The organism is Mycobacterium kiyosense, from assembly GCA_021654635.1.
Classification (GTDB): Bacteria; Actinomycetota; Actinomycetes; order Mycobacteriales; family Mycobacteriaceae; genus Mycobacterium; species Mycobacterium kiyosense.
Genome location: AP025179.1, coordinates 5,016,868 through 5,029,828, shown reverse-complemented (window position 1 = coordinate 5,029,828; position 12,961 = coordinate 5,016,868). Strand labels below are relative to the sequence as shown.

Here is a 12,961-nt window from a genome sequence, read left to right as displayed (position 1 = left end):
ACCGACTCCCGGCAAAACGCCGGACCCATGGTGGCGGCGCCGGAGTCGTTTGTGTCACGTCCTCGCCGCCGGACAAGTTCACAACGCCGTCCTGACCTGGCCGGGTTCACCCGGCCCCGGGCGGGGTACTAGATCGGGGAACGCGGTCGGGGCGTAGCGGCCTGCGGGGGCCAAATCGTCGACGGATAGGTTGAACAAATGCGGATTCTGGTGACGGGTGCCACCGGATATGTGGGCTCACGGCTGATCACCGAGTTGCTGGCCGAGGGGCACGAGGTACTGGCGGCTACCCGAAATCCGGTCAGGCTCAAGGATTTCGGTTGGTTCGAAGACGTTGAGCCGGTGCAATTGGACGCATCGGATCCGAAGCAGACGCACGCGGCGCTGACCGGCGCCACCGAGGCGGGCGGCCCCATCGACGTGATTTATTACCTGATCCACGGGATCGGGCAGGACGGGTTCCGCGACATCGACAATGCTTCGGCCGCCAACGTCGCTGACGCCGCCAAACAAGCCAAAGTAGCGCGGATCGTCTATCTGGGCGGCTTCGTGCCTGACGACGACACCCTGTCCGAGCACCTGACCAGCCGGGCCGAAGTCGCCCACGCGCTCACCGTCGAGGGCGGGCCGGACCTGGTCTGGCTGGGTGCGGCGCTGATCATCGGGGCGGGATCCACGTCGTTCGAGATTCTGCGCTACGTGGGCGACCGTTTCCCGGTCATGCCGATGCCGGGCTGGATGCACAACGACCTGGACCCGATCTCGATCCGCGACGTGCTGTACTACCTGGTCGCAGCGGCCGACGCCGCGCGGGTGCCGGCCGGGGCCTACGACATCAGTGGCCCCGAGACCACGTCGTACCGCGAGCTGCTCAAGAAATACGCCCACATATCGGGCCGTTGGCATGCTGCCTGGCGGGTGCCGCACATCGACACGTCGATCGCCTCGCTGTTCACCACGCTGGCCCTGCCGGTGCCCAGCGGTTTGGCCAGTGACCTGGTGGAGTCGCTGGATCATCCGATGCGCGCCTCGGGCACCGGCCTGACCGCACTGGTGCCTAAGCCCCCCGGCGGCCTGCTGGGCCCCGACGAGGCGATCGCGCTGGCCCTGTCCGGTCACCCGAACGAACCGGCCCGGCCCGTCAACGCGCTGTCCGACCCGCATCATCTGGCCGACACCGACCCGGGGTGGGCCGGCGGCGACGCGCTGCGTATCCGCCGGCTGGCCGGGACGGTGACACCCGCTGTCGTGCGGCCTACGCTGCGTCTGGTGAACGCGGTTCCCGGCCCGCTGGCCGGCGCGCTGCGCACCAGCTTGGACATCCTGCTCGCCCTGACCCCGAAGGTCCGCTTTGCATGACTGATACCGCCACCCCGCACCGTGTCAGCGCGGCGCAGGAGTTTCGCCGCGCGATCACCAATGTCGCCGTGCCCCATCACGAACCGCCCGCGCTGATATTGCGGCGGCGCGTCGTCGTCGCCGTCACGCTGGTGCTCGGTGCGGTGACGCTGGGCTTCACCTTGCGCACCTCGCCCGGTGAGACGAGCTTCTACTGGCTGACGCTGTTGCTGGCGGTGGTGTGGGCCGGCGGCGCCTGGCTGTCCGGGCCGCTGCACCTCGGTGGCATCTGTTGGCGCGGGCGCAATCAGCGTCCGGTGATCACCGGGACCAGCATCGGGTTGCTGCTCGGCGGCGCCTTCCTGCTGGGCGGCCTGATTGCCCGGGAGATACCGCCGGTGTCCGACCTGATCACCCGGGTTCTGCTGCTCAGCCATCAGGGCTCGTTCCTGCTGGTGGTGCTGATCACGGTGATCAACGGAGTGGCCGAGGAGATGTTCTTCCGCGGCGCCCTGTTCACCGCGCTGGGCCGGCGCTACCCGCTGGTGATCTCCACGGTGCTGTACGTGTTCGCGACCCTGGCCAGCGGTAACCCGATGCTGGGGTTCGCCGCGATCATCCTGGGCGCCGTGTGCGCGCTGGAGCGCCGCGCCACCGGCGGGGTGCTGGCGCCGATGCTGACCCATTTCTTCTGGGGCCTGATCATGGTGCTTGCACTGCCTCCGCTGTTCGGGGTCTGACCACCCGGCGGGTCAGCTCTCGTAACGCCGCGACCCGCGCCGGCCACGAAGCGAACCAGTACACCCGCCCGGGAATCCCGCTGGGCACAAAGGTCGACCGCTGCGTGTAGGTCGTTCCGCCGCCGATGTTCGGCGTAACTGCGAGCTCCAGCCACGCCTGGCCCGGCGAGCGCTCGGTGCCGCGCAGCCGCAGCACCCGGCCGGGTTCCCGCGCCACCACCTGCCAGCCAGGGTCGGTGATGGCGCGCTCGGCCGCGCGCCATACGTCGTCGGGTGCGGACGCGGTGGTGACGGTCCGGGTATCGGTGTAGACGATCTCGCCGGCCCAGTCCGGGTCGCTGGGCAGCGCCTCGGCGGGCTGCGAGCCCCAGTCGGCGTCGACCTGACCACGCGCCGCGCCACCCAGCGCGAGTTCGACGGCTCGTCGGTAGCCGGTCGGGCCGCCCGGCGGCGGGTCGATGATGTCGTCGACGTCCGAATTGCGCATCACCGCATCGCATTCCAGCGATTCGATGAGCGGCCGGGCCAGCTTGGGCGGGATCGGGGTGACCGTACCGACCCACAGACTGGCGATGGTCGGCGTCAGGAACGGCAGCACGATCAGGCGGCGCCGGCGCAGTCCGGCGACCTGGGCGTAGGTCCGCATCATGTCGCCATACTCGAGCACGTCGGGGCCGCCGATATCCCAGGTCCGGGATTCCGGCACCGACGCGGTCGCAGCGGCGGCCAGGTAGTGCAGCGCGTCGCTGACCGCGATCGGCTGGATCCGGTTGTGCACCCACTTCGGCGTCGTCATCACCGGCAGGCGGTCGGTGAGATGACGGATCATCTCGAACGACGCCGACCCGGACCCGATTACCACCCCAGCCTGCAGAACGACCGTTTCGATGCCCGAGTCGATCAATTGCTCACCCACCGCCCGGCGTGATTCCAGGTGCGGCGAGAGCGGACCGTTCTCGGGGTGCAGGCCACCCAGGTACACCACCCGCCGGACTCCGGAGCGCCGGGCGGCGGTCACCACGTTGCGCACCGACTCGGCCTCGGCGGCCGCAAAATCTCCGGACCCGCCCATCGAGTGCACCAGGTAGTAGACGACGTCGACGTACTCGAACGCCACGATCAGCGAGTCGACATCGCCCAGATCACCTTTGGCCACCTCGGCTCGTGAGCGCCACGGCACGTGCGCCAACTTGTCCGGGTTACGTGCTAGCGCACGCACCTGGTGGCCGTCGTCGAGCAGGCGTGGCGCCAGGCGGGCTCCGATGTAACCGGTGGCGCCGGTTACCAGGCACCGAATCTTTTTCTCTGGCACGGGTCCCCGTTCCGTTCACGTATGTCAGTCATTCGAAGCTGACACCGGTGGGGATTGCCGCTGCGCGCGAATCGAACCGGAGTTGCGCTCAGGAATCGGTGAAGTTCGGGGCGCGGTGCTCCTGGAACGCCTTGGTGCCCTCTTTGAAGTCGGGCGCTCGCAACAGGCCGGACTGGCCGCGGAATTCGCGCTCCAGCGCGTCGTCCAGTTCGGTCAGGGTGGCGGCGTTGATCGCGGCCTTGGTTTTGCCGAACGCCACCGCCGGGCCGGCCAGCAGTCGGGCGATCACCTTGTCCACCTCGGCGTCGAATTTCTCGGCCGGGTAAACCTCGGTGACCAGCCCCCCAGTCGCGCGCCTCGGTGGCCGTCAACCGCTCGGGCAGCAGGGCCATCCGCATCGCCCGGACCCGGCCGATCGCGGCGGCGATCAACGCCGACGCGCCACCGTCGGGCATCAGGCCGATCTTGGTGAAGGCGAGCATGAAAAAACGCCTTCTCGGAAGCCAATACGACGTCGCAGGACAACGCGATGGAGACCCCGACGCCGGCGGCCGGTCCCTGCACCACCGCCACCACCGGGTGCGGCAACGTGGTGATGGCACGGATCAGCCGGTTGATTTCCAGAATGATCTCGTCCGGCGGGGCGCCGCCGTCGCCGCTCATGTCGTCGGCGCTGATGCCGGCGCCGGAGCAGAAGCCGCGGCCGGCTCCGCCGAGCCGCACCACCCGGACCCCCGGATCGGTGGCTGCGGCCTCCATGGCGTTGGCCAGGCCGGTGATGACGGGGGTGATCAGCGAGTTGAGACTGTCGGGACGGTCGATGGTCACCGAGAGCACTCCGTCGGTGAGCTTGACTTGGAGGCCGTCGACGGGTGCGAGGCTGGCAATTCCTGAATCGGACATGCGGCTCACATTAAGTGACCCCCGGCGAGCGGCTGCGCGCGGCTGCGTCGGGGACCGGTGTGCAGCGCCCGCAGCGACGCTGCGAATATGTGAACAACCGTTTGTTAGGGCGTCGACGTAGACGAAAGGGTTCAAACCATGGCGGGACCACTGAACGGATTGCGTGTTGTCGAGCTGGCCGGTATCGGCCCCGGCCCGCATGCCTCCATGATTCTGGGAGATCTCGGGGCCGACGTGGTCCGCGTCGAGCGGCCGTCGAGCGGTCCGCGCGGTGTGGTGTCGGACGCGATGAGCCGTAGCAGGCGTCTGGTGGGCGCCGACCTGAAGTCCGAGGAGGACCGCAAGCGGGTGCTGCAGCTGATCGCAAAGGCCGACGTGTTGATCGAGGGCTACCGGCCCGGCGTCACCGAGCGGCTGGGCCTGGGGCCCGAAGACTGCGCCAAGGTCAACGAGCGGCTGATCTACGCCCGGATGACCGGGTGGGGGCAGACCGGCCCGCGCAGTCAGCAGGCCGGCCACGACATCAACTACATCTCCCTCAACGGCATCCTGCACTCGATCGGTCGCAAGGGTGAGCGGCCCGTGCCGCCGCTGAACCTGGTCGGCGACTTCGGTGGCGGCTCGATGTTCCTGCTGGTAGGCATCCTGTCGGCGTTGTACGAACGGCAGAGTTCCGGCAAGGGCCAGGTGGTCGACGCGGCGATGATCGACGGCTCCAGCGTGCTGGTGCAGATGATGTGGCAGATGCGCGCCTCGGGCATGTGGACTGACACCCGCGGCACCAACATGCTCGACGGCGGCGCCCCGTACTACGACACCTACGAGTGCGCCGACGGCCGCTACGTCGCGGTGGGCTCCATCGAACCGCAGTTCTACGCGGCCCTGCTGGCCGGTCTGGGGCTGGAGGGGGCCGACCTGCCGGCGCAGAACGACGTCTCGCGCTGGCCGGAGCTGCGGGCGATCCTGACCGAGACGTTCGCCAGCCGCGACCGCGACCATTGGGCCAAGGTGTTCGCCGATTCCGACGCCTGCGTCACCCCGATCCTGGCGTTCGGCGAAGTGGAGACCGAGCCGCACATCACCGAGCGCAAGACGTTCTACGAGGTGAACGGCGGGCTGCAGCCGATGCCGGCGCCGCGCTTCTCCCGGACCGCGCCGGAACAGCCACGCCCGGCTAAGGCAGGGGACATCGAAGCCGTGCTCGCGGACTGGGTATAGTCCCAACCAACCAGTAGGTTGGCCCGCCAGGGCGCGGACCGGACAAAAGGGGCGAAAGTGGAGATCAGGGACGCCGTCGCAGTCGTCACCGGGGGAGCGTCAGGCTTGGGCCTGGCCACCACCAAGCGGCTGCTGGACGCGGGAGCGCAGGTGGTGGTGCTGGACCTGCGGGGAGAGGACGCGGTCGCCGAGCTCGGCGACCGGGCACGCTTCGCGCAAGCCGACGTCACCGACGAGCAGGCCGTCAGTGCCGCACTCGATCTGGCCGAATCGCTGGGTCCGCTGCGCATCAACGTCAACTGTGCGGGTATCGGCAACGCGATCAAGACGCTGTCCAAGGATGGTCCGTTCCCGCTGGACGGGTTCAAGAAGGTGGTCGGGGTCAACCTGATCGGCACTTTCAACGTGCTGCGACTGGCGGCCGAGCGCATCGCCAAGACCGACCCGATCGGCCCGCCGGACTCCCCGGAGCGCGGCGTCATCATCAACACCGCATCGGTGGCGGCATTCGAAGGGCAGATCGGCCAGGCCGCTTACTCGGCGTCCAAGGGCGGCGTGGTCGGCATGACGTTGCCGATCGCCCGTGATCTTGCGCGCGAGCTGATCCGGGTGGTGACCATCGCGCCCGGGCTGTTCAAGACCCCGCTGCTGGGTTCGCTGCCCGAGGAAGCGCAGAAGTCACTGGGCAAGCAGGTGCCGCATCCGGCGCGATTGGGCGACCCCGACGAGTACGGTGCGCTGGCGGTGCACATCGTGCAGAACCCGATGCTCAACGGTGAGGTCATCCGTCTGGATGGCGCGATCAGGATGGCGCCTCGGTAACCTCCAGCCACTCCCCGGACAGCGAAAGCCCCCTGCCGCACGCCGCGGTCAGGGGGCTTTGCTACTTGATCGGTCTATCGGTTTGATCGGTCTATCGACGAAACCAACGGGAGACGGTCGGTTCGGCCATCAAAAGCCGCGCTATTACGCCCATCGTGTTACCTCAACTCGCTGTCGGAAGGGGTTGCCAATCTTCGAACTGCTCGGAAGTCTCACCCTCCACGAGCATGTCGCCGTGGTAGAGAGCCTCGAAGTCAGCCTTGATGACATCGGCACTGGTGTCGTCGATCCACATGACATTGAGCGTAGGAGCGCGCATTAAGGAATCTTTGAGTCACGATTCGGAAAATGGTGGCAATTCTTACCGGTGGGTAGGGTTCGCCGCGCCGCGCCAGGTTACCCAATTCGATGCCGGTTGAACCGCGGCTCATCTGCGTTCGTGTCAACGACGGTGGTTGTTTGACACTTGTAACTTAACGTTGCTAAGTTAACGCGGGTTTGGTGCAGTCTTGTCGGGGGGGCCGCGCCGTCGGCGGAGGGATGACACATGCTGCAAGCGATCGCGCGAATGGCCATCAGGGCACCCCGGCGGATCATCGGCATCGCGGTTCTCGTTTTCATTGCCGCGGCCGTGTTCGGTATCCCCGTCGCCAACAGCCTCTCGCCGGGCGGCTTCCAGGATCCCAACTCCGAGTCGGCCCGCGCCATCTCGGTGTTGAACGACAAATTCGGTCAGAGCGGCCAGCAACTGCTGATCCTGGTCACCGCACCCGACGGAGCCGGTAGCGATCGGGCCCGCAAGGTCGGCACCGACCTCGTCGACCAGCTCAAAGGCTCACCGCTGGTCTATAACGCCACCTCCCCGTGGACCGTGCCGCCCGCGGCTGCCACCGACCTGATCAGCAGAGACGGCAAGACCGGGCTGATCGTGGTCAACCTCAAGGGTGGCGAGAACGACGTGCAGAAGAACGCGCAGACCCTCTCCGACCGGATCATCCACGATCGCGGCGGTGTCACCGTCCAGGCCGGCGGTGCGGCCATGGAATACGCCCAGATCAACAAGCAGAACCAGGCCGACCTGCTGGTCATGGAGATGATCGCGATCCCCTTCAGCTTCCTGGTGCTGGTGTGGGTGTTCGGCGGGCTGCTGACCGCGGCGCTGCCGATGGCGCTGGGCGCGCTGGCCGTCGTCGGTTCGATGTCGGTGTTGCGCCTGGTCACCTTCGCCACCGAGGTGTCGATCTTCGCGCTGAACCTGAGTACCGCGCTGGGCCTGGCCCTGGCCATGGCCATCGACTACACGCTGCTCATCATCAGCCGCTACCGCGACGAGTTGGCTGAGGGCTGGGATCGCGAACAGGCGCTGATCCGCACCATGGCCACGTCCGGTCGCACGGTGATCTTCTCGGCCGTCACCGTCGCGCTGTCCATGGCGGCGACGGTGGCCTTCCCGATGTACTTCCTCAAGTCGTTCGCCTACGCCGGCGTGGCGACAGTGGCCTTCGTGGCGACCGCGTCCATCGTGGTCACCCCGGCCGCCATCATCCTGATGGGCCCCCCGGGTGGACGCCCTGGATGTGCGACGGCTGCTGCGCCGGATGTTCCGGCGACCCGAGCCGGTGCACAAGCCCGTCGAGCAGTTGTTCTGGTACCGGTCCAGCAAGTTCGTGATGCGCCGCTGGTTGCCACTCGGCGGCGCGGTGGTCGCGCTGCTACTGCTGCTCGGGCTGCCGTTCTTCTCGGTCAAGTGGGGTTTTCCCGACGACCGCGTACTACCCGCCTCGGCGTCCGCACACCAGGTGGGCGACCAGCTGCGCACCAACTTCGCGCGCGACTCGGCCACCGCGGTGCCGGTGGTCATTCCCGACGCGCACGGCCTGAGCCGGGACGATCTGAGCCGGTACGCCGCCGCGTTGTCGCAGGTGCCCGACGTGGCCGCGGTGTCGGCGCCCACCGGCACGTTCGCCGGCGGCAAGCCGCAGGGACCGCCGGGCGGAGCGACCGGGATGGCCGGCGGCAGCGCATTCCTGACCGTCAGCAGTACCGCGCCGCTGTTCTCGCAGGCCTCCGACACCCAGCTCAAACGGCTGCACCAGGTGGCCGGGCCGGGCGGCCGAACCGTCGAGATGGCCGGTGTCGCGCAGGTCAACCGCGACAGCGTGGACGCCGTCACCGATCGGCTGCCGCTGGTGCTGGGCATGATGGCTGCCGTCACGTTCGTGCTGCTGTTCCTGCTCACCGGGAGTGTGGTGCTGCCGCTCAAAGCGCTGGTGTTGAACGTGCTGTCGCTGACCGCGGCGTTCGGGGCGCTGGTGTGGATCTTCCAGGACGGCCACCTCGGCGCGCTCGGGACCACCCCGAGCGGGACGCTGGTCGCCAACATGCCGGTGCTGCTGTTCTGCATCGCGTTCGGGCTGTCGATGGACTACGAGGTGTTCCTGGTCTCGCGGATCCGCGAGTACTGGTTGGGGTCGGGCGCGGCCCGTCCGGCGCAGCCGAGCCCGGCCGAGGCCCACGCCGCCAACGACGAGAGTGTCGCGCTGGGAGTTGCGCGCACCGGTCGGGTGATCACCGCGGCCGCATTGGTCATGTCGATGTCGTTCGCCGCGTTGATCGCCGCCCACGTGTCGTTCATGCGGATGTTCGGGTTGGGGCTGACACTGGCGGTTGCGGCCGACGCCACGCTGGTGCGGATGGTGTTGGTGCCGGCCTTCATGCACGTGATGGGCCGCTGGAACTGGTGGGCGCCCAAACCGCTGGTGTGGTTGCACGAGCGGTTCGGGATCAGCGAGGGCGGTGCGCTAAACCGGCCCGCAGCGCCCGGTCCGGCGGCGACCGCCAAGCCGGGCCCGGCCGCGAGTCCGGCCCCGAATAACGGAAACGAGGTTCACGTCGAAGTGACGCGCAATGGTTGACATGGCGGTGCCGGCGTTGCGCCGGCAGCGCGCTCCCCGCGGGTCGGGGGAGCGGCTGCGCAACGAAATCCTCGATGCGGCAACCGAATTGCTGCTCGAGACCGGCCGGGCCAGGGCGGTGTCGATCCGGTCGGTGGCCGAGCGGGTGGGTATCACGTCGCCGTCGATATACCTGCATTTCAAGGACAAGGACGCGCTGCTGGACGCGGTGTGCGTGCGTCATCTGGACCAGCTCGACGAGGAGATGGTACGAGCCGCCGACGGGCAGCCCGACAGTATGGCGGCGCTGCGTGCCCAAGGGCTGGCCTACGTGCGCTACGCGCTGCAGGCACCCGAGCTGTACCGGCTGGCCACCGTCAGCGCGGAACGGACGGGCGGCGTCGTCGCAGACGCCATGCAACGCGCGGTGTTCCGGCACGTGCGGGCAACGGTGCAGAAGCTGATCGACGAGGGCGTCTTCCGAGCGGACAGCCCGGGCGCGGTCGCCCTGGCGCTGATGACGGCCGCGCACGGGGTTGCGACCGTGCTGATCGCCAAACCGCAGGCTGCCGTTCGGTGGATCGACGCCTTCACCGACCGGATGTTCGGCGCGGTGCTGTGCGGTCATCTGGTGGCCGGAATGGTCGGTCCGGAGGCGACGTCTCAGCAGATGTTGGAGTGGGTCAGGCAGCATCGGGGGTCGGCAGAAGCATGACGTCTACCAGAGTCGAGAACCCGTTCTTTGCGCGGATCTGGCCGGCTTTCGCCGCCCACGAGGCCGAGTCGGTGCGGGTGTTGCGCCGGGAGAACCTGGCCGAGCTGTCCGGGCGGGTGCTGGAAATCGGTGCGGGCTGCGGGACGAATTTCGCGTATTACCCGGACACCGTCACCCAGGTGGTCGCCGTCGAGCCCGAGTCGCACCTGGTGCCCAAGGCCCGCGCGGCGGCCGCGACGGCACCGATCCCGGTGGTGGTGACAAGCCAGACGGCCGAAGATTTCAGTGACGGCGAGCCGTTCGACGCGGTGGTCTGCTCGCTGGTGTTGTGCTCGGTGCACGACCAGGACGGCGTCTTGCGGCGGTTGCATTCGCTGCTGCGACCGGGCGGCGAACTGCGGTTTCTGGAACACGTAGCCAGCGCTGGGGCGCGGGGACGATTGCAGCGTGTCGCCGATGCGACGGTGTGGCCCCGGATGTTCGGGAACTGTCATACCCACCGCGACACCGAGCGCGCGATCGTCGATGCCGGATTCGTGGTGCAGACGTCGCGGCGGGAGTGGACGCTGCCGGCGTGGGCGCCGCTGCCGGTGTCCGAGTTGGCGCTGGGCCGGGCGCGGCGGCCGTCCGACTAATTCAACAGGGCCGGCAGTCGCTCCAGCAGCCCGGGCAGCGCCACGCTGGCCGACTCGCGCACGCACAGCGTGGCGTGCGGGGACAACGGCGTGGGCTCGGGATTGACCTCGATCACGGCGGTGCCGCGCGCCAGCGCCAGCTCGGGCAGGCCGGCCGCCGGGTAGACGATCGACGAGGTGCCCACCACCACCATCAGGTCGGCGTTCTCCGTCGCCTCGACGGCTTGGCGCCACGGACCCTGCGGCAGGGCTTCGCCGAACCACACACGATGTCGGGCCGGATCAACCCGCCGCAGGCGCACACCGGAGGTTCGACTTCGATCGCCGGTTCGGCCATCAGCGGTAGTGGCTCAGAGTACGGCAAACCGCAACGCGCACAACGAAATTCGAAGAGGCTGCCGTGCAGGTGATGAACCGGAGCGCTGCCGGCGCGCTCGTGCAGGTCGTCGACGTTCTGCGTCACCACGGTGACCTGGGCCTGCCGTTGCCAGTCCGCGATCGCGCGATGCCCGGCGTTGGGTTGCACGTCGCCGACCAGGTAGTGGCGCCACAGATACCACCCCCCACACCCGTTCGGGATTGCTCTCCCAGCCCTGCACGCTGCTCAACTCGTACGGGTCGAAGTGGGCCCACAGGCCGTTCTTGTCGTCGCGGAATGTCGGTACGCCACTCTCCGCGGAAATGCCCGCACCGCTCAGCACCGCCACTCGCATCCCACAAAGATAGCCGCGGTTGGGCAATACTGGATGGGTGGACCTGCGCGACTTGCTGAAGGTGGATGTAAAGGCAGGCAAGCCCCTGTTCGACCAGCTCAGAACCGGGGTCATCGACGGCGTGCGGGCCGGTTCACTGCCGCCGGGCACCCGGCTGCCGACGGTCCGCGAGCTGGCCGGCCAGCTCGGCGTGGCGGCCAACACCGTAGCCCGCGCCTACCGCGAACTCGAGTCCGCCGCGATCGTCGAAACCCGCGGACGCTTCGGCACTTTCATCTCCCGATTCGACCCGACCGACGCGGCGATGGCCGCCGCCGCCAAGGAATACGTGGAAGTGGCCCACGCGCTGGGGCTGACCAAGAACGATGCGATGCGTTACCTCACGAACGTTCCGGACGACTGAATTGCAGCGGTGCCACGGCGCCGGCGTTCACTGGAGTACCTTGCCCAGCGTGCGCAGGTTGCGTGACGTGGTCGACGACTTATAGCGCTTCTTGGCCATCGTCGCGCCGATGGTGCTGTCCAGGGTGCTGCCCTTCGGCACCTGCCAATAGATGACGCCGTCGCCGACCTCGATTTTCTCGTTCGCGCCCGGTTTCAGTTCCGCCAGTTCACCGAGGATGTCGGCGTCGGTGACGAAGGTGACGTAGGAGTGGTAGCCGTCTCGTTCGCGCTCGAACGGAAACGCTTCGTCGATGGCGCGGACCGTGTCGATGTCGTAGGCGAGCACCCAGGCGTCGTACCCGAAGCGGTCGCGCAGTGCCGCCTCTGCCTTCCTGCGCACCGAGGCGACCTTGGCCGAAGACTCCAGCAGCACGTTTCCGGAGGCCAGCAGGGTTCGCACGTTGGTGAACCCGGCGTCGGTCAGTGCCTCGGCAACCTCGGCCATCTTCAGGTTGACGCCGCCGACGTTGACGCCGCGCAGAAATGCCGCGTACTCGGTCATGCACCGATTCCAGCAGCCCGTCCGACGCCGGTGCAACGCGACGTAGGCTTTCGGCATGGGACGCCACGTCTTCGACGACAAGCTGTTGGCCGTGATCAGTTGCAACTCGATCGGGGTGCTGGCCACCATCAAGCGCGACGGACGCCCGCAGCTGTCGAACGTGCAGTACCACTTCGACCCGCGGCAGCTGTCGCTGCAGGTTTCGGTCACCGAGCCGCGTGCCAAGACCCGCAACCTGCGCCGCGATCCGCGGGCTTCGCTGCTCGTCGACGCCGACGACGGGTGGTCCTACGCCGTCGCCGAAGGCGTCGCGGAGCTCACCCACCCGCCGCCGCTCCCGACGACGACACGGTGGAGGCACTGATCGCCTTGTACCGCAACATCGCCGGCGAGCACCCGGACTGGGACGAGTACCGCGAGGCGATGGTCACCGACCGCCGGGTGCTGCTGACACTGCCGATCTCGCACGTGTACGGGATGCCGCCGGGTAAGCGCTGACCGCGCTAGGCTTCCGGCATGGCCGAATCGAACACCCGGAATCGCCCGAAGTGCCCGAGGACGACAACAAACGCAAGTTTCGTGAAGCCCTGGAACGCAAGATGGCCAAGTCGTCCGGCGGTTCCGACCACAAGGACGGCGGGGGCAAGCAGTCGCGGGCACACGGTGCGGCCGGCAACCGCCGCGAGTTCCGTCGCAAGAGCGGTTAGCGGGCCGGGCCCGAGCGT

Annotated in this window: 11 protein-coding genes and 4 pseudogenes; 10 read left to right on the top strand and 5 right to left on the bottom strand. The window is 68.1% G+C overall.

Annotation, left to right across the window (positions count from 1 at the left end; translation table 11 throughout):
• Nucleotides 1–198 precede the first annotated feature (198 nt).
• Nucleotides 199–1,359 (top strand): NAD(P)H-binding protein, encoded by a 1,161-nt coding sequence (locus tag L6444_RS23590; protein WP_236977575.1) that lies wholly within the window; start codon nucleotides 199–201, stop codon nucleotides 1,357–1,359.
• Entirely contained in the window at nucleotides 1,356–2,078 is a 723-nt protein-coding gene (locus tag L6444_RS23585) for a CPBP family intramembrane glutamic endopeptidase (RefSeq protein ID WP_236977574.1), read from the top strand. Before L6444_RS23590 ends, L6444_RS23585 begins: the two co-directional genes overlap by 4 nt.
• Here L6444_RS23585 and L6444_RS23580 read toward each other — a convergent pair.
• Complete coding sequence (locus L6444_RS23580; RefSeq protein ID WP_236977573.1) at nucleotides 2,041–3,390, bottom strand: NAD(P)H-binding protein; 1,350 nt, start codon at nucleotides 3,388–3,390, stop codon at nucleotides 2,041–2,043. The two genes, L6444_RS23585 and L6444_RS23580, sit on opposite strands and share 38 nt — an antisense overlap.
• An 88-nt stretch (nucleotides 3,391–3,478) precedes the next feature.
• Nucleotides 3,479–4,293: pseudogene (locus tag L6444_RS23575) on the bottom strand (enoyl-CoA hydratase).
• Nucleotides 4,294–4,431: 138 nt separating this feature from the next.
• On the opposite strand from L6444_RS23575, the gene L6444_RS23570 reads away from it, so the two are divergent.
• Entirely contained in the window at nucleotides 4,432–5,511 is a 1,080-nt protein-coding gene (locus L6444_RS23570) for a CaiB/BaiF CoA transferase family protein (RefSeq protein ID WP_236977572.1), read from the top strand.
• A 57-nt stretch (nucleotides 5,512–5,568) separates the two neighbouring features.
• A complete protein-coding gene (locus tag L6444_RS23565) occupies nucleotides 5,569–6,333 on the top strand; it encodes a 3-hydroxyacyl-CoA dehydrogenase (RefSeq protein WP_236977571.1) in 765 nt (254 codons plus the stop codon).
• Nucleotides 6,334–6,496: 163 nt separating this feature from the next.
• Here L6444_RS23565 and L6444_RS30275 read toward each other — a convergent pair whose 3' ends face one another.
• Complete coding sequence (locus L6444_RS30275) at nucleotides 6,497–6,628, bottom strand: hypothetical protein (protein ID WP_142277073.1); 132 nt, start codon at nucleotides 6,626–6,628, stop codon at nucleotides 6,497–6,499.
• Between the two features lie 252 nt (nucleotides 6,629–6,880).
• Here L6444_RS30275 and L6444_RS23560 point away from each other — a divergent pair.
• From L6444_RS23560 to L6444_RS23550, 3 genes and pseudogenes are all read left to right on the top strand, one after another.
• Nucleotides 6,881–9,248 (top strand): annotated as a pseudogene (locus L6444_RS23560) (MMPL family transporter).
• Between the two features lies 1 nt (nucleotide 9,249).
• Nucleotides 9,250–9,942, top strand: a complete 693-nt coding sequence (locus tag L6444_RS23555; protein WP_236984374.1) for a TetR/AcrR family transcriptional regulator — start codon at nucleotides 9,250–9,252, stop codon at nucleotides 9,940–9,942.
• The gene (locus L6444_RS23550; protein WP_236977569.1) at nucleotides 9,939–10,577 is read left to right on the top strand and encodes a class I SAM-dependent methyltransferase; all 639 of its coding nucleotides are present in this window, start codon (nucleotides 9,939–9,941) and stop codon (nucleotides 10,575–10,577) included. Before L6444_RS23555 ends, L6444_RS23550 begins: the two co-directional genes overlap by 4 nt.
• Here L6444_RS23550 and L6444_RS23545 read toward each other — a convergent pair.
• Nucleotides 10,574–11,290: pseudogene (locus tag L6444_RS23545) on the bottom strand (NAD-dependent deacylase). The gene L6444_RS23550 and the pseudogene L6444_RS23545 sit on opposite strands and share 4 nt — an antisense overlap.
• Nucleotides 11,291–11,327: 37 nt before the next feature.
• Between L6444_RS23545 and L6444_RS23540 the strand changes: the two are divergent.
• Complete coding sequence (locus L6444_RS23540) at nucleotides 11,328–11,693, top strand: GntR family transcriptional regulator (protein ID WP_236977567.1); 366 nt, start codon at nucleotides 11,328–11,330, stop codon at nucleotides 11,691–11,693.
• Between the two features lie 27 nt (nucleotides 11,694–11,720).
• Here the strand turns inward: L6444_RS23540 and L6444_RS23535 are convergent, their stop codons facing one another.
• Nucleotides 11,721–12,236, bottom strand: coding sequence for a DUF1697 domain-containing protein (locus L6444_RS23535; protein ID WP_236977565.1), 516 nt, complete (start codon nucleotides 12,234–12,236; stop codon nucleotides 11,721–11,723).
• A gap of 55 nt (nucleotides 12,237–12,291) precedes the next feature.
• Between L6444_RS23535 and L6444_RS23530 the strand changes: the two are divergent.
• A pseudogene (locus L6444_RS23530) lies at nucleotides 12,292–12,734 on the top strand (PPOX class F420-dependent oxidoreductase).
• A gap of 26 nt (nucleotides 12,735–12,760) precedes the next feature.
• Complete coding sequence (locus L6444_RS23525) at nucleotides 12,761–12,943, top strand: DUF5302 domain-containing protein (RefSeq protein ID WP_236984372.1); 183 nt, start codon at nucleotides 12,761–12,763, stop codon at nucleotides 12,941–12,943.
• The last annotated feature ends 18 nt before the right edge of the window (nucleotides 12,944–12,961 follow it).

Excerpts from the sequence above, each read along its gene's own strand:
- L6444_RS23590 (WP_236977575.1), top strand. The coding sequence starts at position 199 with ATGCGGATTCTGGTGACGGGTGCCACCGGATATGTGGGCTCACGGCTG.
- L6444_RS23585 (WP_236977574.1), top strand. The coding sequence starts at position 1,356 with ATGACTGATACCGCCACCCCGCACCGTGTCAGCGCGGCGCAGGAGTTT.
- L6444_RS23570 (WP_236977572.1), top strand. The coding sequence starts at position 4,432 with ATGGCGGGACCACTGAACGGATTGCGTGTTGTCGAGCTGGCCGGTATC.
- L6444_RS30275 (WP_142277073.1), bottom strand. The coding sequence starts at position 6,628 with ATGTGGATCGACGACACCAGTGCCGATGTCATCAAGGCTGACTTCGAG.
- L6444_RS23555 (WP_236984374.1), top strand. The coding sequence starts at position 9,250 with ATGGCGGTGCCGGCGTTGCGCCGGCAGCGCGCTCCCCGCGGGTCGGGG.
- L6444_RS23550 (WP_236977569.1), top strand. The coding sequence starts at position 9,939 with ATGACGTCTACCAGAGTCGAGAACCCGTTCTTTGCGCGGATCTGGCCG.
- L6444_RS23535 (WP_236977565.1), bottom strand. The coding sequence starts at position 12,236 with ATGACCGAGTACGCGGCATTTCTGCGCGGCGTCAACGTCGGCGGCGTC.